Genomic DNA, 25,659 nt, shown 5'->3' with positions numbered 1-25,659 from the left:
ATTTTTGAAATAAAAAACTATCTTTGCAAAAAAATAAAATATTTTTTCTCGTGGATATAATTTCTCCAAATCATAAAGCTGGTTTTATCAGTATTGTTGGTAAGCCAAATGTGGGTAAATCTACCCTGATGAATATATTAGTGGGTGAACGTCTTTCTATTATCACCTCAAAAGCGCAAACTACCCGTCACCGTATTATGGGCATTGTAAATGGCGTGCACAATGGTACCGATTTTCAGTTAGTTTACTCTGACACACCAGGTATTATTAAGCCTGTTTACGAGCTTCACAAATCAATGATGCATTTTGTACATGGTTCACTTGATGATGCAGATGTGATTCTGTTTGTAACAGATATTTTCGAAAAACATGATGAAAATGATGTAATCGAAAAACTCAAAAATACAGAAACGCCCATTTTATTGATTGTTAATAAAATAGATTTAGCTAAGCCTGAACAGATAGAAGAAAAGCTCAATTATTGGAAAGAAAACTTCAAAGCTACTGAGGTCATTGCTATTTCGGCATTAGAAAATCAGAATATCGGCGAGTTATTTGATAAAATCATTAATTTTTTACCCACCCACCCACCCTATTTCCCGAAAGATGAGTTGACAGATAAACCGGAGCGTTTCTTTGCGGCTGAAATCATGAGGGAAAAGATTTTTACCAATTACATCAAAGAAGTACCCTATAGCTGTGAGGTAGTGATTACCAGTTTCAAGGAAAAAGAAGACATGATTGTGATTAGTGCCGAAATTTATGTTGAGCGCACAACACAGCGTGCTATTTTACTGGGTCATAAAGGTGAAAGAATTAAGAAAGTAGGTATCGAAGCGCGTCAGGAAATGGAGAAGTTTTTTGGCAAAAAGATTTTTCTGGAACAATACATCAAAGTTGAGCCTGATTGGAGAAATAAACGAAATAAATTAGAGAAATTTGGGTACGAATAATCTACCCATTACTTTAATCTCTACTACAATCAACTACTATGCTATACCTTATCTTAAGTATCATTTTCTCGGTATTACTACTGATTAATTTCCGTATTTATCCAAAATACCAAATCAGTACTTTTCAGGCAATTGCGTTTAACTATCCTGTCTGTTTTCTGACAGGTCTGGCATTAATGCCTAAAGAGCAGCATTTTGAGTTGAATTTTTCAGAAGACTGGTCTTACTACGCTTTGTTTTTAGGGGTTGGGTTTATCATTACATTTATACTATCAGGCGTTTCTACCCAAAAAATGGGTATTACGGCTACCTCATTAGCTAATAATATTTCTTTAGTAATTCCGGTTATTTTCAGCCTTTTTATTTTAAAAACGAATGGACGAACCTTTGATGGATTAAATTATCTGGGTTTACTTCTGGCAGTAATAGCGGTTGGCTTAAGTACGTTTAAACCAAGTAATGAAAAAATCAAAGGCAAAGGCTTAGATTTCCTATTACCTATTGCAGTTTTTCTGCTTTATGGCATTACCAATACTGCCATTAATTATCTGAATCTGAAATATATCACCTCTTCCGACCGAACTGTCCCTGTTACTTTGGTTATGGTACTTGGAGCGGTAATTGCTGGAGCTGTTGCTCTGATTATTCAGATAATAAGAGGCAAAGAGAAAATTGAAGGTAAGAACATTCTGGCGAGTATAACACTCGGAGTACCCAATTTCTTGTCATTCTATTTTCTGATATTAGCTCTTTCTGCTTTTGGTAATAGTGGTGCTTTTGTTTATCCCTTATATAATATCGGAGTTATCCTGGTGTCGGCAATTATTGCCGGGCTATTTTTTAAAGAAAAGCTTACAGGCTTGAATAAAATCGGTTTGCTATTGGCTATTGTTGCCATTGCTTTGATTTCGTGGCAGGATATTCAAGGAATTTTTTAAGTATCTTTGAACCCAAAGCTCGTGTACCGTGTTGATACTCAACAGAATTCCCTCTGTTTTCCTATCTTTGTACCCCATTTATACCCAAAGCTTAAAGAGACCTAAAGACCTCTCTCTTTATTGGTATTTGGAAAAATTGTTTTTTTATTATTTCAGAGGTCTTCATCTATAATTATACCCTCTTGAGGGTCAGGGGTTTATGGCAAATATTGTTGCAATTGTAGGCCGACCGAACGTCGGAAAATCTACACTTTTTAATCGTCTTATTGAGAGCCGTGTGGCTATCACTGATAATATGCCGGGCGTGACGCGTGACCGCCATTATGGGCAGGCTGTCTGGACAGAGAAATATTTTACAGTTATTGATACTGGCGGATACGTAGTAGGTTCGGAAGATACTTTCGAAGGCGCTATCCGCGATCAGGTAGAGATTGCTATTGAAGAATCAAGCGTTATTCTGTTTGTGGTAGATACTATGACAGGATTAACTGATTTGGATAAAGACTTTGCGAATATCCTTCGTCGTTCTAAAAAGCCTGTATTTGTTGTAGCTAACAAGGCAGAAACTTTTGAGCGCCAACAAACGGCATCAGAGTTTTATGAAATGGGTTTAGGTGAAGAAATCTTTGCCATCTCGGCTGCTGATGGTGGCGGAACGGGAGATTTGTTAGATGAAGTAGTAAAAGCATTTGAGGATGATGGCATCGAAAATCCAAACGAGGGCATTCCAAGAATTGCGATTCTGGGTCGTCCGAATGTGGGTAAATCTTCATTCCTTAATGCCCTGACTGGTAAAGATAGAAGTATCGTGACTGATATTGCCGGTACAACACGTGATGCGATTGATACGCACTATCGATTGTATGGCAAAGACTTTATTCTGACTGATACAGCAGGTATCCGTAAAAAAGCGAAGGTACACGAAAGCATTGAGTTCTATTCGGTTTTACGTTCTATTAAAGCACTGGAAGATTCTGACGTATGTATCATTCTATTAGATGCATCTAAAGGCTTGGAATCACAAGACATTAGTATCATTGCGAATGCTCATAATTCTAAAAAGGGTATTGTGTTGATGATTAATAAATGGGACTTGGTAGAGAAAGATTCTAAAACTGCCGATCGCATGAAGAAGGAGATTCTTGAACGTATTGCTCCTATGAACTATATGCCTGTTGTGTTTGCTTCAGTTCTGGAAAAGCAACGCATTTTTCAGGTAATTGAGAAAGCAATGGAAGTATATGAAAATAAAACTTTCAAAATTACTACTTCTAAATTGAATGAGGTAATGCTACCAATCATTGAGCAGACACCTCCACCTATGTTGAAAGGTAAACAAATCAAGATTAAGTATTGTCTTCAGTTACCTACACCATCGCCAACGTTTGTGTTCTTCTGTAATCTACCTCAGTATATCAAAGAAGCATACGAGCGTTTCTTACAGAATAAAATACGCGAGCATTTCGGTTTTGAGGGAGTACCGATTACGATATTCTTTAGAAATAAATAAGCGAATTAGCAAATAAGCCTCATCGTTGATGAGGCTTATTTGCTTTTATACTACTGCAACTTCTTATACTTAATACGCTTAGGCGTTACATCAGTACCCAGACGCTTGCGTCGATTCTCTTCATATTCTGAGAAGTTACCTTCAAACCAATATACTTGTGAGTTACCTTCAAAAGCAAGAATATGTGTTGCGATTCTATCTAAGAACCAACGGTCATGGGAGATAACTACTGCACAACCTGCAAAGTTTTCAAGACCTTCTTCCAGGGCACGTAATGTGTTTACGTCCAAATCGTTGGTAGGCTCATCTAATAACAATAAGTTACCTCCTTCTTTTAGCATCATGGCTAAGTGCACACGGTTTCTTTCACCACCTGACAAAGTACCGATTTTCTTTTCCTGATCTGATCCCTGGAAGTTGAAACGGCTTACATAGCCACGGGCATTTACCTGCTTATTACCCAACATCACCCATTCATTACCCCCTGAAATCAATTCATATACTGATTTGGCAGGGTCAAGCTGGTTATGTTCCTGATCAACATACGAAAGCTTTACGGTCTCTCCTACTTCAAATGTTCCTTCTAATGGCTGTATTTGCTCTGTTATCAGTTTGAATAAAGTAGTTTTACCAGCACCGTTAGGCCCGATAATACCTACTATACCATTTTGTGGAAGATTGAAATTGAGATCTTCGTATAGTAGTCTATCGCCAAAGCCCATTTTTACGCCTTTGGCTTCAATCACTTTGTTACCCAAACGTGGTCCTGGAGGAATAAATAATTCAAGTTTTTCCTCTCTCTCTCTGTTATCTTCGCTCACCATGCGGTCATATGCAGCCAAGCGGGCTTTAGATTTTGCCTGACGCGCCTTAGGTGCCATTCTTACCCATTCCAACTCTCGTTGTAAAGTCTTCTGACGTTTCGATTCCGATTTCTCTTCTTTCGCTAAGCGGTTTTGTTTCTGCTCTAACCACGAAGAATAATTTCCTTTCCATGGAATACCCTCACCCCTATCCAATTCCAGAATCCATCCGGCTACGTTATCCAGAAAATAACGGTCGTGGGTTACGGCAATTACCGTTCCTTTATATTGGCGCAAATGCTCCTCCAACCATAATACCGACTCAGCATCCAAGTGGTTGGTAGGCTCATCTAGTAATAATACATCCGGTTGTTTCAACAATAAGCGGCAAAGTGCTACGCGGCGTTTTTCACCACCTGACAGAGTTTCAATTTTCGCATCTTCCGGCGGACAACGCAGAGCATCCATCGCACGTTCCAGACGGGTATCTAATTCCCACGCATCTAACTGATCGAGCTTCTCTTGTACTACCCCCTGTCTCTCAAGCAGTTTATCAAAATCGGCATCGGGTTCAGCAAAAGCGTTGTTGATGTCGTCAAACTCTTTCAATAAATCTACAATCTCCTGCACCCCTTCTTCTACCACTTCTCTCACGGTTTTAGTTGGGTCTAGCTGCGGCTCTTGTTCAAGAAGACCAACAGTATAGCCAGGTGAAAATACTACGTCGCCATTGATGTTTTTATCGATACCTGCAATGACTCTCAACAGGGTAGATTTACCTGAGCCATTGAGACCTAAAACACCAATTTTTGCTCCATAGAAAAACGAAAGATAGATATTTTTGAGAATCTGACGGTTCGGAGGAATGATTTTACTCACCCGCTCCATCGAGAAAATAATTTGCTCACTCATTGTTTAATGCGGTTTCTTAGATAGTTTTTTATGCTCCAATGTTAAATTTTTTAAAAATATATCGTATTTCAGGCTTTTTTACTACCTTAAATAAAATTTTGTCTCAAATATCGTGATTCAAGTTTGCATTATACAAAAAAACTACGAATTTTACCTTTTCAAACCACAACCCTTGACTCACAAGCCATGTGATTTTAATTATGGACGGCGTAACATTAGATAACGAATATGCTTACATCAAAGACGGTAAGGTATTCTTGAAGGGCTACTTAGACATGCCCGACCGACAAATCGGCGAAGTAAAACGCACAGAAGAAGAAGCTTTCCAGTACTTCATTAACCGTTACCAGATTGCGGTAAACAAGGTTAATCAACTAGAATCGGAAATCACGGATGCCCAGAATAAGGGCTCCTTCTTAACAAAACTCACGCAACTTCGCAAAAGACTGCTGAACTTCGATGGTATCGGCGACTTTATTCCATTGCTCAAAAAATTAGATGAGCATGAAGAATACCTTCGCGGGCTCATCGTAGGTAACCAAGCCAACAACCTTACTATCAAGCAAGCTTTGATTGACGAAGCTAAAGAAGCTAAAGAAGATGTTGATTGGGGTATTGTAGCTGAAAAACTACAAGACATTAAAACTCGCTGGATTAGAACAGGGCCTGTAGACAAGCCTTATCAAGAAGACATCGAAACGGTTTTCCGTGAAGTACTGGATGATTTCTATCAACGTAGAAAAGCGTTCTACGAAGAGCAAAACAGAATCATTGCCGAACGCATGGAGAAATATAATGAGCTGGTAAAAGGAGCTGAACAACTATTCCGTATGGGTAACTGGGAATTATCTTTTGCCGAGTTAAAAAGACTGCAACACGAATGGAAAAATGTGGGAGATGTACCTCCAAAACGTTTGAAATTCGAATTCCGCCGTTTCAAAAAACTAACGACTCTTTATTACGAAAAATATTGTAACGCCAAGGGTATTCAGATCAAAGCCAGAGTTGACCCTCGTGTAGAAGCACAACAAAAAATGATGGAAGAAGCTGAAAGATTGGCTGACGCTAAAGATATTTTTGCTTCTACTGAAAGAGCCAAAGTGCTTTTGAACGACTGGAAGAATATCAAAGTACCTTCACATCTGGCAGTACGCAACGTAGCAGAACGCTTCAGAGCAGCTTGCGATAAGATTTTTGAGTTGAGTTACCTGATGAAGGTAATCACAAGAAAATTGCCTAACTACAATTATTTGAGCGAAAGACAACAAGTCTTGACCAAATATCGTGAGATGGAAAGTATCGTAACCCGTGCCCGTGGCGAATTGAAACAATTAATTGAAAGCTACGATGGTGTAGCACGTAATCCGGACATGGATAAAATCATGACTTCTAATATTCAGACTCAAAGACGCAAGTTATTGATGAAAGAAGTAATTCTGGAAGAATTGAGACGTGCCGCACAAAATGTAGGATAAGATAAATTTTATGCTTCATACATAGCCCTGTTTGCTTGGCAAATGGGGCTTTTATTTTGGCCTTTTCTCTCTAACGATATTCATTAAACGTAACGCATAAGAAAACAGCGTTGCGGAAAAAACCACAACGCTGTCTGATTACCCTAAACTAAATACTAATGATATATTATTTTACTTCTACAGTTCTATACTCTGAAACAGTCGGCACTTTTGTTTGAAGATTTACTTCTTTTGTGATGGTTTCTTTACCATTGGTAATTTCGAAACGATATTTACCATCTTCCAAGCCTGTTAAATCAAACTTCTTTGCAAATTGAGTCGCCTTTCTGTTAATAACCTCCACATAGATTGTTTCGTTTTTATCGTTTTTCAAACGAACTTCTACCCAGTTACCTTGTTCTTTAGCAATCGTCATGTTGATTTTCATGGTGTTCAACACGCGATACATGCCTACGTCGAATGTTTTTCCTTCTGCTAGTTCTGTTGCCGAAACAGCTGTGAATGTGAATAAACCTGCTACTAGAGCTAATGCGAAATTTTTTACTTGCTTTTTCATAATCATAATTTTGTTAAAATGTTAAGTACTTTGCTTTTTCAATTAAATAGACTACTTTTTACTATTGTGTGTGACAAATTTTAAGCTAAACGGCTTAATGGCTTGATAAATGGCCGGTGGCTTAGTAACTCAATGTATGCGATCCTTTTAAGATTTCTTTCGTAATGATACGGTCTCCGTTTTTCACTTCTACGTAGTATTTACCGGCTTTCATGTTGCTCATATCGAAGCATAATTTATAGGCTTCAACTTTTTTACCTAAAACTTCTTCGTGTAGAATGCTTCCGTCTGCATCCATCAATTTGATGGTAGCGCTTACGCCCTTATCCTTTGTCAGGTTCATGTTCAATTTCATTGAATTTGTGAAACCTGCTTCGTACATACCTACTTTAAGGTTACTACTTTTGTATTCAATTTTTTTGTCGTCTGCATTTGCATTAAATGCTACGGTAGATGCTAATAAAGCAATAGCGATGATTGATGTTATCTTTTTCATAATTTTATTCTTTTAAATTTTAGCTTTTTCAATTAATAGATGCTTTTCTAGAGCTGTGTGTTTCAGTTTTTACGTTAATCGGCTATATAATCTGATGAACGGTAACTGGATTAATAACTTAAAGTACTTTTGCTTTTTAAGATTTCTTTGGTAATAATACGATCTCCGTTTTTCACTTCTACATAATATTTACCGGCTTCAGCGTTTGTCATATCGAAAGACAATTTGAATGATTCAGCTTTTTTACCAATAAATTGTTCGTGTATTGTGTTTCCGTTTGCGTCCATTAATTTAACGGTAGCGGCTACACCTTTATCTTTTGTCAGGTTCATATTCAATTTCATTGAGTTTGCATAACCTGCTTCGTACATACCTACATTAAGGTTGCTGCTTTTGTACTCAATTTTTTTATCGTCTGCATTGGCGTTGAATGCTACTGATGTTGCTAATAAAGCTATTGCGATGGCTGATGTTAACTTTTTCATAATTTTATTTTTTTAAACTTTTATTTAATTTTTTTTGATGTTTTAAAATTAGCTCGGCTTTGTTTTTCAGTGTGACATTTGTGATGAAATTCGAGTATTTTGTGATGAACCTCTTATCTCTTTATGTCTCTTGTTTTCTGCTTTACTATTTTGTTTTTGTTTTGATGATTCAAAGATATATGTTTTAACTGGTACTGTGCATTACAAACTACTCGAATGGTTATTTTAAAAGGATAAACGGTAATTAAATTTGATTGCTTGAAAATTCATTTGTTGTAAAATTTTATTTCGTCAAATCCTTTTATTTAACTTTAAAAAAGAGCTTTACAGAACATTATTTTGTGAAACCTTAATTTTTGTTAAAATTCCTTATTCCCGCTTTTCTCTTTTTTTTGTTTTCGTCTTTGCTTTGATGGTTCAAAATTATACTGCTTTTTCTTATCAGATAACTTACAATTTATAAACGGTCAATGCTAACTTACGAACGGTTACTTCTTTTGTATTTCTGGTTCGATTTGGGCGTTTCACAAAATTATATTCTATCTGTATATACTTTGCTTTTTAAAAAAGGTTACAAACAAAATAAAATTTTGGTAAAACCTCATTTTCGCCCTTTCGCCTCATGCTTACATTTTATATATATGACAAACTCGTGCCAGAAAATTTTAAAATTTGTTAAAATATTTATAAATCATTAATAATCAACGATTTAGATAAATTTTAGCGTGCCAAAAAAAATTTCAGACTATTGAAATTTGTCCGATATCGTACGCTTTTATTCCGTTTTCGTACACCCGTACGCAAAACTTTATTGGTTTTGGCACGGCACTCAAGTCGGTAAAAGGCTAAAAAAGGTTCTTTGAGAGAGCAGAAAAATAATTTTTATCTATTTTTTAAGATATTCTTTTTAAAAAAACTTGTAGCTTGCAGCCTTAATCTATACCTATATATATAGTATAGAGAGTAACATTCAACCTTATTTACTCAAGATGAAAAAAATACAGATTTTAGCCTCTTCATTTGCCATTGCAGTTTTAATCAGCTGCAACACTAACGCCCAAACCAAAAGCACTGTACCAGAAGTTTCACCAGCACCAATGAAACCAGATATGACAGAAATCTGGAATCCGGAAGTACCAGTGGTAACTCCAGGTAAAAATCTGGGTGATGCTCCTTCTGATGCCATCATACTTTTTGACGGAAAAGACTTATCGCAATGGGTAAGTGCGAAAGATGGTAGTGCTCCTAAATGGAATATTGTGAATGGTATTATGGAAGTAGCTCCGGGCACAGGTGATATCAAAACCAAAATGAAATTCGGAGATTGCCAACTACATATTGAGTGGAGTGCACCAGACGAAGTAAAAGGCAATAGCCAGGGTCGTGGTAATAGTGGGGTGTTCTTCCAGGATCGTTACGAGCTACAAGTATTGGATTCATACGAAAACCGTACTTACCGTAACGGACAAGCCGGAAGTATCTATAAAGATCAGGCTCCTCTGGTAAACGTTACACGTAGCCCATTAGAGTGGAATACTTATGATGTTATCTATACAGCCCCTCGTTTCAAAGCAGATGGCCGCATTGATTATCCTGCTCGTATCACTGTATTACACAATGGTGTAGTAGTTCAAAACAATACTACTATTCTTGGCTTGACTCTTTATATTGGCTTACACACATACCCAGAAGCACATGGTGACGATGTAATCCACTTACAAGACCATGGCAACAAAACTCAATTCAGAAATATCTGGATCAGAAAACTGTAAGACTTATATAGTATAGAGTTATATAGAAATGCCGTTCTCCAAAGGAACGGCATTTTCATTTTGTCTGAACTTTGATTTACCTGATTTTATGATTTAACTGATGAACAATTATACAGAGTTTTAAATCATAGTTCAGAAAAAAATAGAGATTAAATTTCTTCAATTGATATATTTGAGTAAACCAAACACTTTAGCAGATTGTTAATGTTTTGAAAGCAATAAGACTTTCCCCCTCTCTATTTACAATCTTATTATCTCACACTTCAACCTTTTCACAATGAAACAAAGCAAATTGGGTAATCAGGGCTTGATAGCCTCACAGATGGGTCTTGGCTGTATGGGTATGTCAGAATTCTATGGAAGCAGCGACGAAGCGGAATCTTTACGAACCATTAACAAAGCCATTGATTCAGGTGTAAATTTTCTGGATACGGCTGATATGTATGGCCCTTTCAAGAATGAAATATTACTAAGTAAGGTATTAAAAGACCGAAGAAAAGAGGTTGTATTGGCCACTAAATTCGGTATTGTAAGAAGTGCTACTGATCCTACCGTAAGAGGCTTTAATGGCTCACCTGAATATTGTAAAAAAGCCTGTGAAGGTAGCCTGCAAAGATTAGGAATTGAGACCATAGATCTCTATTATCTACACCGTGTTGACCCGAACGTGCCGATTGAAGAAACCGTAGGTGCTATGGCTGATTTGGTAAAAGAGGGGAAGATTCGTTATATAGGTTTATCAGAAGCAGCTCCCGCTACGCTTCGCAAGGCTTTTAAAGAGCATCCTATTACAGCTTTACAGACCGAATATTCGCTATGGTCTCGTGAGCCGGAAGATGAGATTATTCCAACCTGCCGTGAATTAAGTATCGGCTTTGTGCCTTATAGTCCTTTGGGTAGAGGTTTTCTGACAGGAGAAATCAAAAGTTTTGATGATTTGGCACCAGATGATTTCCGAAGAATGTCGCCACGTTTTCAGGATGAGAATTTTGAAAAGAATCTTGTACTGGTTGACAAAATCAAACAGTTGGCTACTGAAAAAGGCTGTACGGCTTCACAGTTAGCTTTGGCTTGGGTGATGGCACAAGGCGATGATATTTTCCCGATTCCGGGCACTAAACGCGTGAAATACCTGGAAGAAAATATGGCAGCGGCAGCTATTACACTTTCTGCTGATGAATTAGCAGAAATCGATGCCATCGCACCGAAAAATATAGCAGCCGGAACCCGTTATCCAGCGGCAAGTATGCAGTTTGTTAATGGCTAATCAATAATAAAGTGAAAATCCGGCTTTACTAATATTGATTAGTAAAGCCGGATTTTCTTATTAAATGCTTATCTCGAATAAAATACCGTTAAAGAATAGAATGATTTACTCTTATTCATAGATTCTGGGTGTTTTGGCTGGTCTGGGAGCAACTACCGGAGCAGGAGTTCTGATATATCCTGATGGCGGTGTTGGCGCCACAACCGGAGAAGGCGTTCCTGCATATCTGATAGGTGCCGGAGGCACTGGAGCCGCTGATGCAATGGCTGGTCTTGCTATGGCATGTGGCGTTGGCGCAACAGCTGGTACTGGAGGCACCGGAGGTACAATGCTACCAAAATTATGGAAGATATGTCCGTTTTCGCTATAGGTACTAAAATTAATATGCTCACCATTTGCCTCAATCGTAAAGTCTTTATCTTTAATACCTCTCATACGACTACCCCAGGTCTTATCAATCCAGTTCCATACTTTTTCGTAGACAGCAGAAGATTGTGGCTCTAAGTTAATGAGTAGTTTCTGTCCTTTTAAACGAATTTCGAAGTCTTTTTTATCTTTAATCAAGCCTTCTTTGAAAAGCATCTCAGCAAAATCGCGGAATTCTTTTTTAAAGCGCGCCTCCTCCTCTTTGGCTAATCTTTCAATTACTTTTCCCTTTTCTTCCATCAATCGACCAAGGCTATCCATAGGGCGATGGTAGCGTTCCATTGCTCTTTGTAAACTATCCATCGGGTTATTCAAACGCTCCATTTTCCGTTGGATAGGCACCATTTCTTCCTCAACTTTACGCATTTCTTCTTCAAATACATGCATCTGATTTTCAAGATCACGCTCTTTTTTCTCCAAGCCTCTCAATTTTTGTTCGGCATCAGTTGGCATTCTCACATCGCGGTATTGATTTTCGATTTTTCTCATGGCCAGACTCACTTCCTGCATTTCGATAGATAGATTGTCAATTTTTCTCTGAGGTACACGCATTTTCAGGGAAACCTGCTCCATGTCTTTGCTATGCTTTTCCATCAATTTGCCATATTTATCTTCCATTTGTTTGCTATGCTTTTCAATTTCCTGACTGTACTTCTCCATTTCTTTGCTCAAACGTTCCATTTCTTTTTCAGCATCCTGTAATCTTGAAGTATCAGCTACGGTATTGAATTCTTCACTAAATTCTGTACCAAAGAATTGCTCATTGACGTCTTGTATTTCATCTTCCACAATACCCGGCACTACGGAAAAGTGTGAGTTTTTAGCTTTCAGGAACTCGTCAGAATAGGTTTTCATTGTTTCAAACTCTTTGCCTGTCAGATTTTTACCATCTATTACAATCTTTATAATTTCGCCCCTTTTGTTTTTAAATACCCCTACATTCTTTCTATCTTTTTCGAAAAAATAGAAATCGTATTGTTCTTCAGGCTTTGTGAATTCAGTATTTTTCGACTGAGGGTCATTTTTAGCGATTCTATCCTGCCCGTAAGCAATGCCCATAGCGGCAATCAATACCATGCCTACAAAAACTGCCCAATTGCCATAGCTCATAGGTTTGGCATCATTGATACCCACAATGCGTTTGATTCTATCCATAAAGGTCTGACGTTTAGCTCCGAAGGCCATAGCCAGACGTGGCTGATGCTGGAATGTAGCTACTTGTGTCAAGGCTTTGGCTAAAACCAGTCTGTCGCCACAGATATTTACTGCAAAATCATCACAGCAATTTTCTCTTTCGTCACGCACTTGTGTTGAAATAAACCAGGTTGCAGGATGATAAAAGAAAAGAATCTCAACACAACTCTGAAAGATATTAATCAGGTAATCATGGCGTTTGATGTGGGCTAATTCATGCGCTAAAACGGCCTCTAATTGCGTAATCGTCAAGCCTGACATAATACCCGCCGGAAGAAGAATAATAGGTTTTATCCAACCAATAGTCATTGGCACTGCTGCTTTAGCCGATTCAAATAATCGGATAGGCAGATGCAACTGGATTTTCTCCTGTAATTCTTCCATAATGCCCAATATCTCATCTCTTACAGGCGTGATTTTCTGTACTTTTAATTGCTGCACATATACAAAACCTATGATTAAGCGTAGCAATAGAAGGTTAGCTCCAATGAACCAGAATAACACGAAAGTTCCCAGGTTGTTGTGGATAAATAATTCTGCTTGCTGAAAGAAACTTAATTTTGAAGGAGCAAAAATTGAAACGCCATCCAGATTTGCAGCATTGTTGATAAAGAAAGCCATGAATCTTGGCTTTCCGGTTGCTTCCATTTCAGCAGGTTGATATACCAGGCTGAAAGTAACAAGGGCACTAATCAATTGTAAACTCAAGGCAACTATGCCTTGCCAGTAACGTGCATTAGACGTTTTGAAAATGTATCTTAAGATACCAAAAACCACTACAATAACAAGCCCTTGCCATAAAGAGTGGATGAGTGTCCAGCCTAATGCTGAACTGATGTTTTCGGGAATTCCGGCAGTAAAATCAAAAAGCTTTTTCATAATTTAATTAAATGTTATATTAGTTTAAATAGGTTATTGGCCTTTTTCGATAGAATCAATCAATTTCTTAATTTCTTCTAACTCTTCTTTACTCACTTGCTGATTACCCAGCGCCTGCATCACCATTCTGGTGGCTGAGCCCCGGAAAGTTGAACCAATAAATTTGTCCAGAAGCATATGTTGGGTGGGTTCTTCACCTACTGCCGCTTCATAGACATGATAGCGGCCCTCGTCTGTACGACTTACCAATTGTTTCTCAAACATAATCTGCATGAGCTTGAGTGTTGTCGTGTAGCCTACTTCTCTGGTTTTAGAGAGCTGGTCATTTACCTGTCGAACTGTGGCTTTACCTAAAGCCCACAAAATCTGTAAGATTTCTAATTCAGACTCGGTGGGCTTGATATTTATTTGCTTTTCCATAATTTTTAAATTTTTACTGAATAATGGTATCAGTTTGACCTGACAGAGAACATCTACGAAGAACTTCGTAACAAATGTACCAGAAAAGAATTGAGACTTCCAAATTTTATTACGAAAATTTTCGTAGACAAGGAGAAATTAAGATTTTTTAACAGAAAGAGCTTTGTCCATAAAGTTTAGAGAAGGTTACTTTTGGTAAAGTTTTTATAAGAATGTAACGATTTAGAAAATCTTTACCTACTTTATGATATTATACTAAAGCGAGCTGGAAGCTCGCACCACAATACTGAATAAATACATGGTTATGGGATAATTTCCCAATGCAGACGGAAAGTCCCTACAACATCTACTTGTTTCCATTTGATAACTTTCAGATTGGTACAATCCAGCTCTCCGTCGGCCCTTACCAGTCTCCCGTTAATGGTTCCTTGAACTGTTAGATTATTCTTACTCATTTTAGAAACACCTAAGGTCACATTGGTATACAGTAATTTATTATCACAACCATCCTGATAGGATTGTTTGTAGTTGGTTGTTTTGGTAGAGAAAGTAACCACCCCGGTTTCATTACCTGGGTTAATCGGATAATCACCGATTGTTTGAATAGCTTTGCTATCTACTCTAATGGCCAATGCAGTGCCATCTTTAGTGTTTGAGGCAGTTAATGTGGTAGTATTCCCTGTGGAATTTGTTGCAAAAACGGCGTTAGCATTTTGTTGTCCGGTGGCTTTATAGTCTACTTCAAAATTATAAGTTACGCCTTCAACAGTAAGTGATACGGAGCCTGTATTCAGATCGTCGGCGGGTTCAGCACTATCTTTTGAGCAGCACATCATTGTGAAAAGAAGACCTGAGACACACAACAGAGTTAATGTTTTTTTCATAGCTATTTGATAATAATTGATGGATTTCAATAATTTAACTGAAAGTAATTATCTTAAAGTATCTCAACAGCTATATTTCTGATAAAATCAGCTTAAATCTATAAAAGTATTGGTGAGGTAGTGAATTTGAAGAGTTTTGAGTGAATAGACTTATTATTCATCTAATAAGTCATATATACCCAACAATTACAGCAATATCTTCTTTCTTTGTAACTGAAAATATAGATATTTGTTTGCTGATGTCTGAAATAATCTGTCTCAAACCCATGTAGTATGCGTATATTGATTGCAGACGATCATAAATTTATTCTGGATAGCCTTGAAATGCTGATTTCGACCATGCCTGAGCATGAAGTGATAGGCACGTATAGCAATGGTGGTGAAGTATTACAAGCCTTAGAAGAAAACAGTGATGTGGACGCCATTCTATCTGATTATAATATGGGAGAGCTCAATGGCATTGCCATGACTAAGCAAATTAAACAACGCTACACACATATAAAGATCTTATTGCTCACAGTCTCAGAAGATGCAGAAACTATCAAAGAAGCGTTTGAGGCAGGTGTATCTGGCTACGTAATGAAAAAAGCTGGCAAAGCTGAATTACAAAAAGCGCTGAATACAATTGCCTCTGGAGAAAAATATTTTAGTGAATCGGTTGTTTTTGAATTATTGAACCGGGATAAGAAAATAGTTAATCTGGAACAGGAGTCAAATCAAACAGGTTTGTTAACAGAAAGAGAATTAGAAATTATCCGGTTGATAGTCAAAGAATTATCTACTAATCAGATTGCGAATAAGCTCTTTATTAGTCATGCAACAGTAGAAACTCATCGACACAATATATTGAAAAAATTAGGAGTTAAAAATTCGATTGGCATTGTGATGTATGCCATCAATAATAAATTGGTTTAGTGTCTACACAATTGGTACTTCAACCACTACTTCTGTTCCTTTCTCCGGCACACTCGTAAATTCAATCTCCATGTAAAGAAGCCACACGGGTTTTAATATTTGCCAATCCCATGCCCTGTTTTGAGGCTTTTTCTGACATCCCAACACCATTATCTTTAATCACTAATCGTAATTTACCGTTGATCTGTGTTAAGGCAATAATGGCTTCAGGGGCTTGTGCATGGCGCAGGATATTATTCGAGAGTTCGAGTATCACACTGAATAATTCATATTCGATTTTATTGGCAAAACGTTCATCGTGTGTAGAAATACTGAGCGAAAAACTGGTCTTACCCAGCGAGTTAATTTCTCTTACTATAATTTCCAGGGCTTTAGCAAGCCCATGCAATTCAAGCTCGGCGGGTAATAAATTATGTGATAGTAAACGAACATCCGTATACACTTCTGAGAGTGCCTCTACGGTTGAATTAAAAATTTTACTCTCTTTTTCAGTCTGAAAACTTGGATTGATGGCCTCCAGGCGCCAGCGTAAACTGGCTATTTTTGCCGATATATTATCATGCAATTCGCTAGCGACCCGTTTCAGTTCGATGGTTTGCCCTTTCAATAAAGCACCTTGTATCTCCTCGTTTTTTTGTACCAACTCCGCATTGATTTGTTTGAGTTGATTATTGTTCCAGAACACATACGCAATCAGAATAACACCCACAATAAGGCTAAATATCAGACCCATTCCTATCAGGCTTTTTTTATCATCCGCTTGTTTGAGCGTTTCATATTCAAGAGTTTTAATACGTGTTTGTTGTTTTTCAAAATTATAGCTGGCTTCCAGTTCGGCATATTTCTGATTCACTACTATTCTGCCCAAACTATCTTCATGGGTTTTATAATCTTTCAGGTATTTCAGGGCATTACCACTATCTTCGGCCATTTCGTAGGTTCTGGAAATTTGATTTTCTGCTCTGGAAATCATTTCAATCCAAGCCGATTTTCTGGCATATTCAAGGCTAAGTTTCCGGTATTCAACAGCCTTGGCAAATTGTTTTTTCTTTTCATATATTTCTGCCAGATCAGAGTAAATTGCAAATATTACCACCCGATTATTGGTTTCCTGAGCATATTTCAAAGCCTTATCCCGATAATATGCTGCCAGATGCTCGTTGCCTAGTTGGGTATAGCAATTAGCGATACAATGCGGGTTATCAGCTTTCAGATTAGCGCTGGTCGCATGGGGTAATAGTTTTTCTACTTCCAGGTAATAACTTAATGCCTTTTGATAGCTTTTTACACCAAAATTATCATAGTAATTATAATCGCCATAGTAATCCATAATCCAGCACAGGTTGTTTGTGTTATAGGTCATTTTTGCCAATGGCAGGGCTTTTTCCATATACTCCAGGCACTTATCTACCCTACCATTATTATTCAGCACAAAACCCGTCAATATATAAGTATAACATAAATCAAAAGGGTCTCCGCCTGCTTTTATCAATATCTCACTGGCTTTTGAATAGAGCCTCAATGCTTCTGTATAATTGCCGTTTCTATCTTGTTTTTTACCTAATGCTCTATGATACAATCCTTTGCCTTTGAGCCAGTTTGTCTTTTGTGTGAAACGTTTTAAAGAATCCAATAAACCATCTGCCCGTTTATCAGCCAGATTAATCATTCGTTCTGTCAATAAACTCAGTTTACCTATAATTAAGGTATCACGGCGAAGAGATATTTTTTTTTCATTTAAGCCATGAATCTGATTAATCAATGAGTCAAGCGGATGATTTTGCGCCATCCCTTTAAAAGATATACTAATGAAAAACAGCCAATACCATAGTTTGTTCATGGGCGATGAAGAGCAGGAGGTATAAGTAAAAATAGTGGATTATAAGAGTGATTTGCAATAAACTATCGCAAAATACAGGAAAACCTGTAGGCTCACTAAAGGCTTTCCTTGAATAAAATATAAAAGACGCATCAGTCTATTTGATACGTCTTTGAGTAAATTATTATCAATATTTATATCATTTCTTTTTCAACTCAATGTCCATTGCAGCAGCAGGCATTTCTACCGATACTCTATCTATATCTCCTTTAGCATTCATGAGGAATTTAAACTTGATATTTTCCCAATCGCCCAAGGCTTCAAAAATATCATAATGGTAGTGGCGTAAAGAGATTTTCTCAGTATGAAAATCTGCTTTCAGTGAATCGTCGTTTACGTTAATAGTTAATGTACCATAGGCAGGGTGTTCATAAGTACCTGCATAATTAGTTAATGTGTGTGTTGGTTTAGTATCTTTCTGACGTTGGTTTTCATTATCAACTTTTGCTTTAGCAGTTTTCTCTTTGGCTTCTAGAAAATCTTTTCTCAATCGGGTATTCCAATCTATTACATTCTTTTCCAGATAGGTATCAGCAATATAATTGGTAATAGTACTTACAAAATTATATCCTACTACACCAGTATTAGTAGTAATAAATACTGCCAGATTATCATTCGGAAAAACCGTCATTTGTGAGCGATACCCTTCAATAGACCCACCATGTTGACGACGTAAATGTCCTCGATAAGTGTTAATTGTCCATCCCATGCCATAAGTTCCAAACCCTAATTCAGGATATTTTGCTTCAGCAGGTTGTACTACTGCTAGAGGGGTATGGTTTTCATTCAGGTTCTTCTCTGATACAATTACTTTATCCCCTACTTTCCCTTTGTTCAATTGTAATAATAGCCAGTTCGACATTTCTGTTACATTCGCTTTCACGGCTCCGGCAGGGCCAATCCCATCCACATTACTATCAAAACCAGCTTCTTTTTCCAGATGCTTTTCATCGTCATAAGAAAGTGAATAATCTGTATTTTTTAACATTTCAGGATAAGTCAATACAGTGGTTTTCATACCAATTGGATCAAGAATTTTCTCCCGCATAAACTCCTCCCATGTTTTGCCTGACAAGCGCTCAATCAATACACCTGCTGCCATATACATCAGGTTATTGTATTGGTATTGGGCATATACAGGCTTATTGAGAGGCAAATACCTCAATCTATCAAACATTTCTTTTCTGCTCAAAGGCGCCGCTACCCATAGATAATCATGGCGGGGAAGACCCGAACGATGAGAAACCAAATCACGGGCAGTAAGGGTGCGTGTAGCGTATTCATCATATAACTGAAAGTCAGGCATATATTCTTTTACGGGCTTGCTCCAATCTAATTTGCCCTCATCTGCCAGAATAGCCAAACAAGCCGCAGTAAATGATTTGGAACAGGAAGCAATGCCAAATAGAGTATTAGCCGTAACAGGGGCTTTGGTCTTCATGTCTTTTACACCATAGCCCTTGGCATAGAGAAGCTTGCCATCTTTGACAATACATAAAGCTGTACCCGGAACAGCCCATTCAGCCAACATTTTATTCACAAATCCATCTAGCTCTTTTAGCGTATCAACAGGAGCAATGGTCTTTTTCTTTTGCGCAAGCGCCGGAGAGAGGATAAATAGGAGAAGAAGCAAATAAATATTTTTCATCAGATTTAGTTTAGGTTATGACCAAAAATAAGAAAATCTGATGAAAAATATTGCAATTTGGTTAAGAAATTAACCAATAAAAGAGATAAACTATAACCCTCTTAACCAAGTAGTCAATAATCTAACACCATAGGCAGTACCAGATTTCATAGAGCCATATTCTGAATCTCCGAAGGCCATTCCGGCAATATCCAAATGTGCCCAGTTATTATGGCCGTCAATGAAAAGTTCTAAAAACTTAGCAGCAGTAATGGCTCCGGCTATAGGTAGAGAAGATAGGTTTTTTACATCGGCAATATCCGATTTCATCATGTCTTTATAATCATCCCATAGAGGTAAGCGCCAGAGTTTTTCTCCACTCATTAATCCCGTTTTATATAGTTGACTGGCTAGTTCATCATTGTTAGATAATAGACCTGCGGCATTATAGCCTAAAGCGGCAATACAGTTCCCTGTTAAGGTAGCTAAATCAATAATGACTTCCGGCTCATAGTTTTTCTTGATATAAGATAAACCATCAGCTAAAATGATACGACCTTCAGCATCGGTATCTATTACTTCGATGGTTTTTCCTGAATAGGTATGAATGACATCGCTTGGCTTCAAGGCATTGCCATCCACACAGTTTTCTGTCACCGGAATCACCCCTATCAGATGTACTGGTAGTTTTAGTTTAGCCGCCAATTCTATTGTACCCAATACAGCGCCAGCTCCTCCCATATCAGACTTCATATAGCTCATACTCCCGGCACCTTTGATAGAAACCCCGCCCGTATCAAAGGTTACGCCTTTACCTACTAAACCTATTTTCTTCAAAGGTTTATCGCTTAGAGCAGACAGGTTATATTCCAATACAATAAATCTTGGAGGGTTTTCAGTACTTCCTTTTCCGACTGCCAATAGGGCTCCCAAACCTAGGCCCTCACATTCTTTTTCATCAAATACCTTCACATCAAAACCATACATTCCACCAGATTTCAGGGCATATTCTGCCATTTTCTCCGGGTATTTTTTATTGGCAGGCGCATCAACCAAGGTCATGATTCTGATTTGGGTCTTGGCAGTTTCTTCGCCGATTTGAGCTAATGCCTGAGATTCATCTAACCCTTTTTCAGATGCGTAGATAGTCAGTATTGATTCGGCAGCAAAGAAGTCTGCTCTTTCTTTTTTTTCTGTTTTAAATACACCTATCTCATATTCAGCCAGACAAGTACCATTCACCACATACTCAATACTACTTTCCAGCTTGCTTGTTTTCAGGTCAATAGCTATTGAAAGTGGTAGCTTTTTCTTATTTTGATAAAAAAATGAGCGAAAAACTTTAATGAAATCGATCTGCTTAGGTGCTTTACCGAAACCTATCAGGTATATTCTTTCAGGTCCTTTTTTGGCTGGATAAAGTGTGACTATTTCTTTTAAACCCGCCTTAAAATCCTGTTGGAGTGCTTCTGCATTTAATCCTGCCTGACGAGCAATTTTTGAAAGATTTTCTGCTAGTTTATCATTATCAATTAAAGGATAAACGATTGCTTGCGGAGAAGTTAGTTGAGAAGATATATTGATTTTCATTGTGTTTCTGTGATTTGTTAGTAATTGGTATGTTGATTAAACAAATATACCACGATTCACACCAAATTTTCATTCAATGTGAATCGTGGTTATATACAAATTCATTTAAAACCTTAATAAAACAGCCATTCCAGAGCTTTAGAGAACTCTTGTCCCCAACGTTTTTCGGTATGGTCGCCTCTTGAATCAAGTGAGAGTTTTACATCTACTTTATCTGTACTCCACCTTTGGCTGTCTATAGTATCTTTGATTTTTTTCACACTCGGAATCATCGTTGCACCTTCTTTTCCGCCACCATACAAATAGATTTTGGTATTAATCGGGCTAAAAAATTCCACAATGTCAAAATATATTTTGTTAGACACCCATAATGATGGAGAAAAAACCATCACGCGACCAATAGTCTCAGGATACATCAGGCCAGCATATAAGCTAATCAATCCTCCCATTGAACTACCACCAATACCTGTAAATTGAGCTTCAGGTTTGGTTCTATAATTTTTATCAATATAAGGTTTCAAGGTACGCACAATAAAATTGGCATATTTCATACCCATTCCTTTCCCTTTTTTCTCAACTGTGTAAGGTGAATATTCCTTGAAACGATCTTTATCTCCGTGGTCAATGGCCACTACAATTACATCAGCTTTATCTTGTTTGGCTAATAAAGACAAACGTTTATCAACTTCCCAATTGCCATAACTTGAGCCTTCTCCATAAAGATTCTGCGCATCCTGCATATAGAGTACCGGATAGCTTTTATCGGTATTCTGCTCATAATCATGCGGTAATAAGATATGAATGGCTCGGGTCTTACCCAATTGAGGAATACTGAAACTCTCAGATACTACGTCCACTTTTGGCATCAATGTAGCGATAGATGCTGTTGAACCATCTTCGCGCCAGAAAGGTACATAATCTTTGATACTGCCTTGCTTTTTAGTAATGACACGATTGGCCGGGGCATTTCCATAAGAATCCAGTTCCACAAAATCCCAGCCACCGCGTGTATACTTATATTCTATTTTTTCAGGAAGACTTTCATCTGGCGAAAAATTAAACTTATATTTTCCTTTACCAACCTTTTCCATTTCAAACTCTGTCAAATCAGGATACCAATCACAAAAATTTCCTGCTAGGTAAACAGGTCTGTCATCATCTTCGGGGGTTGCTAATTCTAAACTTAATAGTGTACGATTACTCATTTTTTACTCTTTGAATGCTAAATAACCATCAAACTTACGTAAGAAAACTTTCTTTTATAAATTTGAGTTCAAAAAAAATATCAAATTTAATATAGCAATAGGCTGAAAATCAAATACTTGTGTGGTTATTTAAAATGCATTTTCTTTGGATAATCCTATCACTAAGACAATTTTCAAAAAATAATACAATTTTAATATTAAAAAATTATGCCAATGCTTCCCACAAAATTTCTACAGGATGCAGGGCTGTTCTACCGGTACCATCGTGTATCTGGTGACGGCAACTGGTACCCGGTGCGGCAATAATTACTTCTTCGGGCTGTTTTCTGACAGTTGGGAAAAGCACTAATTCACCGATTTTCATCGAAATATCAAAGTGTTCCTGCTCATAGCCAAAAGAGCCTGCCATTCCACAGCAACCTGATGGAATGAGATGCACTTCATAGTTTGCCGGAAACGACAATATTTTTTTAGTTGGTGTCAATGAGGCAACTGCTTTTTGCTGACAGTGTCCATGCAGTTTAATCAACCTTTTTTCCTCCGTAAAACTGCTTTTCCTGATATTTCCCTTATCAATTTCTCGGGCAATAAATTCATCAACCATCAAGGCATTTTTTGCCAGCGTTTTAGCATGAGAAATTAATTCATCATTCACTAAATCAGGATATTCATCTCTGAAAGTCAAAATAGCTGAGGGTTCTACACCAATCAATGGTGTATTTTCATTGATAATGTCTTTTAACAGACTTACATTTTTATTCGCCAGTTTCTGCGCATCTTTCAACATCCCTTTTGACAGATAGGCTCTGCCTGCGTCTACGTGGTCTGGTATGATAACCTGATAACCCAGCTTTTGTAGTAAAAAGATTGTCTTTTTACCGATTTCTACATCGTTAAAATTGGTAAACTCATCACAAAATAAATAGACTTTCTTTTCGGCGTTTTTATCAATTGTTTTGGCAATGTTTTTATCATACCATTTTTTCAAGGTATCTTTTTGCAGAAGCGGCATGGTACGTTCAGGGTGGAAACCGACCACTCGATTAGCAATTTTGCGCAATGGCTCGTTATCAAAAATCAGATTATAAGCCCAGGGTACATAGGAAGCCAGCGTACTCATTTTAGAATAATTGCCTACCAACCATGAGCGCACAGGCACACCGTGTTCTTCATTATAATGCTGCAAAAACTCCATCTTCAACTTGGCTACGTCTACGTTTGATGGGCATTCTGATTTACATCCTTTACAGACCAAACATAAATCCATTACCTCTTTTACTTCTTTACTATCAAACCGGTTCAATTTTTCTGATTTGGTTAGCACTTCTCTCAGCATATTGGCTCTGGCGCGGGTCGTATCTTTTTCGTTGCGGGTAGCCATATAGCTTGGGCACATGGTTCCACCACTAAGTTCTGTTTTCCGACAATCGCCTGAGCCATTACATTGCTCAGCGTGTTGCAGAATATCCTGATTATGGAATTTAAAGACTGTTTTGAATTCTGGCGTTTGTTGACCTGCTTCATAACGCAGAAATTTATCCATCGGAGGTGTATCAACAATCTTATTCGGATTAAAGATATTCTGTGGATCCCATACCTGTTTTAATTCTTTAATCAAGGCATAGTTTTTCTCGCCAATCTGCTGGCGGATAAACTCGCCTCTCAAACGACCATCACCATGCTCACCTGATAATGAGCCTTTATATTTTTTAACCAAAGTTGAAATCTCCTCAGCAATTAATCTGAATTGCTTGTGCCCTTCTTCAGTTTTCAGGTTGATAATCGGGCGCAAGTGTATTTCTCCTGAACCCGCATGAGCATAATGCACTGCTGACATGCCGTTTTCAGCTAATACCTTATTGAAATCAATGATAAAGTTCGGTAAGTCATTTACATCAACAGCGGTATCTTCAATTACAGCAACCGCCTTTTCATCACCCGGAAGGTTAGACAATAAGCCTAGTCCTGCTTTTCTCAAAGTCCATATTTTTTTGGTATCATCTCCAAACAAAACCGGAAAATGATAACCCAAGCCATTGGCACGCATCTCTGCTTCCATTTCCACCGCTAGTCGCTGAATTTCCTCTATTGAATCATTGGCCAGTTCTACTACCAGAATAGCTCCCGGGTCACCTTGTACAAAGAAACGGTTCTGGCTTTGTTCTTTATTTTCTTTAGTACATTCTAATATATAATGATCTATCAGCTCAACTGCTGATGGTTTATATTTCAAAGCAATCAGGTTGGCTCTTAGTGATTCATCAACCGAATTGAAATGCACACAAACCAAGCCCGTGAATCTTGGCGGAAGTGGATTAACATGGATTTTGATTTCGGTCAGAAATATCAATGTTCCTTCAGAACCAGCTATTAGTTTACAAAAATTGAATGTTTCTTTAGAGTCAGTGTCAAACACCTCTGTTTCTAATAATTCATCAATGGCATACCCTGTATTCCGGCGCTCAATGGTTCTCTTAGGAAACTCTTTTCTGATTTCGGTCTGATTAGCTTTATCGCTTAGTACTCTACTGATATGTTGATAAACCTTTGTTTCCAGGCTATTATCAGTAGACATACTTTTCTCCTGAAATTCAGATAGGCTTAAGTCTTTAAATTCCACATAACTACCATCACTTAAATAACCCTTGACTTCCATCAGGTGATCGCGGGTTGAGCCATAGACTACCGAGTTTGAACCACAAGAATTATTACCTACCATCCCGCCTATCATGGCACGATTGGCAGTTGAGGTTTCAGGCCCAAAGAATAAACCATGCTCTTTCAGAAATATATTCAGTTCATCACGCACTACTCCCGGCTGTACCCTTACCCAGCTTTCTTCTTTATTTAGCTCTAAGATTTTAGTAAAAGTTCTCGACACATCTACCACAATACCACTACCTACCACTTGACCAGCCAAAGATGTTCCGGCCGTACGTGGAATCAAAGAAGTCTTGTTTTCTTTAGCAAAGGATATCAGTTTTTTTAAATCGGATTCATTTTTTGGAATTGCTACCGCCAGCGGCATTTCGCGGTAAGCTGATGCATCAGTAGCATACAATGTCCGCATCACTTTGTCATAATGAAGTTCACCTTCTAAGTTCTGGGCAAGCTGGTTCAGTTGTTCTTCAAGCATTCTCTGTTGATTCTAAATTGGTATATCTTTACTCGTTTTTATCAGAATTCAAAATTAGTCAATAAGGCGCTAATTTATTCAAAAAGTACAAAAGAATTATTCATTCAAACACATTAAAATATGCATCCGTATACCTAAAAAGGTTAAGGATACTATTATAAAATTTATTTTTCAAATACTTCAATATCAGTTTTTTACTAAGATAATATTTACATTTCCAATCTATTTTAGATTTGTTTTTTACAAACATCATTGCAGAAGAATAGCGGAAGGTTTATAGTACTTTTCTAATATTCCTCAAGTTAGAATAGCATAGGGTGAAAACGATTGCAAAAGG

19 protein-coding genes are annotated in these 25,659 nt (G+C 37.6%); 7 read left to right on the top strand and 12 right to left on the bottom strand.

Annotated elements, in window-relative coordinates:
* Window positions 1–50: 50 nt before the first annotated feature.
* The 3 genes from era to der all read left to right on the top strand — a co-directional run bounded on the left by era (window position 51) and on the right by der (window position 3,401).
* On the top strand, window positions 51–953 hold the full coding sequence (gene era / locus ACYVFA_RS08085; RefSeq protein WP_460471308.1) for a GTPase Era: 903 nt from the start codon (window positions 51–53) through the stop codon (window positions 951–953).
* A 38-nt stretch (window positions 954–991) separates the two neighbouring features.
* Complete coding sequence (locus ACYVFA_RS08080; protein ID WP_460471307.1) at window positions 992–1,891, top strand: EamA/RhaT family transporter; 900 nt, start codon at window positions 992–994, stop codon at window positions 1,889–1,891.
* Between the two features lie 199 nt (window positions 1,892–2,090).
* Window positions 2,091–3,401, top strand: a complete 1,311-nt coding sequence (gene der, locus ACYVFA_RS08075) for a ribosome biogenesis GTPase Der (RefSeq protein ID WP_460471306.1) — start codon at window positions 2,091–2,093, stop codon at window positions 3,399–3,401.
* A gap of 50 nt (window positions 3,402–3,451) precedes the next feature.
* Here der and ettA read toward each other — a convergent pair whose 3' ends face one another.
* Window positions 3,452–5,116 carry an ABC transporter ATP-binding protein gene (ettA, locus tag ACYVFA_RS08070; protein WP_460471305.1) on the bottom strand — a complete coding sequence of 555 codons (1,665 nt, stop codon included), beginning with the start codon at window positions 5,114–5,116 and terminating at the stop codon, window positions 3,452–3,454.
* Between the two features lie 200 nt (window positions 5,117–5,316).
* Here ettA and ACYVFA_RS08065 point away from each other — a divergent pair, with 200 nt between their 5' ends.
* Window positions 5,317–6,591, top strand: a complete 1,275-nt coding sequence (locus tag ACYVFA_RS08065; RefSeq protein ID WP_460471304.1) for a DUF349 domain-containing protein — start codon at window positions 5,317–5,319, stop codon at window positions 6,589–6,591.
* A gap of 166 nt (window positions 6,592–6,757) precedes the next feature.
* Here the strand turns inward: ACYVFA_RS08065 and ACYVFA_RS08060 are convergent, their stop codons facing one another.
* From ACYVFA_RS08060 to ACYVFA_RS08050, 3 genes are all read right to left on the bottom strand, one after another.
* Complete coding sequence (locus ACYVFA_RS08060) at window positions 6,758–7,147, bottom strand: hypothetical protein (RefSeq protein WP_460471303.1); 390 nt, start codon at window positions 7,145–7,147, stop codon at window positions 6,758–6,760.
* A 121-nt stretch (window positions 7,148–7,268) separates the two neighbouring features.
* Window positions 7,269–7,643 carry a hypothetical protein gene (locus ACYVFA_RS08055; protein ID WP_460471302.1) on the bottom strand — a complete coding sequence of 125 codons (375 nt, stop codon included), beginning with the start codon at window positions 7,641–7,643 and terminating at the stop codon, window positions 7,269–7,271.
* Between the two features lie 110 nt (window positions 7,644–7,753).
* Window positions 7,754–8,128, bottom strand: a complete 375-nt coding sequence (locus ACYVFA_RS08050) for a T9SS type A sorting domain-containing protein (RefSeq protein WP_460471301.1) — start codon at window positions 8,126–8,128, stop codon at window positions 7,754–7,756.
* Between the two features lie 989 nt (window positions 8,129–9,117).
* Here ACYVFA_RS08050 and ACYVFA_RS08045 point away from each other — a divergent pair.
* Together ACYVFA_RS08045 and ACYVFA_RS08040 are read left to right on the top strand one after the other, a co-directional pair.
* Window positions 9,118–9,900: a 3-keto-disaccharide hydrolase gene (locus ACYVFA_RS08045; protein WP_460471300.1), complete on the top strand. Its 783-nt coding sequence runs from the start codon at window positions 9,118–9,120 to the stop codon at window positions 9,898–9,900.
* Window positions 9,901–10,177: 277 nt separating this feature from the next.
* A complete protein-coding gene (locus ACYVFA_RS08040) occupies window positions 10,178–11,167 on the top strand; it encodes an aldo/keto reductase (protein ID WP_460471299.1) in 990 nt (329 codons plus the stop codon).
* A gap of 111 nt (window positions 11,168–11,278) precedes the next feature.
* Here the strand turns inward: ACYVFA_RS08040 and ACYVFA_RS08035 are convergent, their stop codons facing one another.
* From ACYVFA_RS08035 to ACYVFA_RS08025, 3 genes are all read right to left on the bottom strand, one after another.
* On the bottom strand, window positions 11,279–13,666 hold the full coding sequence (locus tag ACYVFA_RS08035; protein WP_460471298.1) for a M56 family metallopeptidase: 2,388 nt from the start codon (window positions 13,664–13,666) through the stop codon (window positions 11,279–11,281).
* Window positions 13,667–13,699: 33 nt separating this feature from the next.
* On the bottom strand, window positions 13,700–14,086 hold the full coding sequence (locus ACYVFA_RS08030; RefSeq protein WP_460471297.1) for a BlaI/MecI/CopY family transcriptional regulator: 387 nt from the start codon (window positions 14,084–14,086) through the stop codon (window positions 13,700–13,702).
* 302 nt (window positions 14,087–14,388) lie between these two features.
* Window positions 14,389–14,970, bottom strand: coding sequence for a hypothetical protein (locus tag ACYVFA_RS08025; protein WP_460471296.1), 582 nt, complete (start codon window positions 14,968–14,970; stop codon window positions 14,389–14,391).
* A 273-nt stretch (window positions 14,971–15,243) separates the two neighbouring features.
* Between ACYVFA_RS08025 and ACYVFA_RS08020 the strand changes: the two genes are divergently transcribed.
* The gene (locus ACYVFA_RS08020; protein WP_460471295.1) at window positions 15,244–15,885 is read left to right on the top strand and encodes a response regulator; all 642 of its coding nucleotides are present in this window, start codon (window positions 15,244–15,246) and stop codon (window positions 15,883–15,885) included.
* A 61-nt stretch (window positions 15,886–15,946) separates the two neighbouring features.
* Here the strand turns inward: ACYVFA_RS08020 and ACYVFA_RS08015 are convergent, their stop codons facing one another.
* The 5 genes from ACYVFA_RS08015 to ACYVFA_RS07995 form a co-directional block, all read right to left on the bottom strand.
* Window positions 15,947–17,725: a tetratricopeptide repeat-containing sensor histidine kinase gene (locus tag ACYVFA_RS08015; RefSeq protein ID WP_460471294.1), complete on the bottom strand. Its 1,779-nt coding sequence runs from the start codon at window positions 17,723–17,725 to the stop codon at window positions 15,947–15,949.
* A 178-nt stretch (window positions 17,726–17,903) separates the two neighbouring features.
* Window positions 17,904–19,412, bottom strand: a complete 1,509-nt coding sequence (locus tag ACYVFA_RS08010) for a serine hydrolase (protein WP_460471293.1) — start codon at window positions 19,410–19,412, stop codon at window positions 17,904–17,906.
* Between the two features lie 90 nt (window positions 19,413–19,502).
* Window positions 19,503–20,981, bottom strand: coding sequence for a leucyl aminopeptidase family protein (locus tag ACYVFA_RS08005; protein ID WP_460471292.1), 1,479 nt, complete (start codon window positions 20,979–20,981; stop codon window positions 19,503–19,505).
* A gap of 113 nt (window positions 20,982–21,094) precedes the next feature.
* Entirely contained in the window at window positions 21,095–22,186 is a 1,092-nt protein-coding gene (locus tag ACYVFA_RS08000) for an alpha/beta hydrolase (RefSeq protein ID WP_460471291.1), read from the bottom strand.
* Window positions 22,187–22,391: 205 nt separating this feature from the next.
* Entirely contained in the window at window positions 22,392–25,322 is a 2,931-nt protein-coding gene (locus ACYVFA_RS07995; RefSeq protein WP_460471290.1) for an FAD-binding and (Fe-S)-binding domain-containing protein, read from the bottom strand.
* Window positions 25,323–25,659 lie beyond the last annotated feature (337 nt).

The organism is Emticicia fontis, from assembly GCF_054779675.1.
Note: the sequence above shows the minus strand (reverse complement) of the source record. Positions and strands in the feature narration are given on the sequence as shown.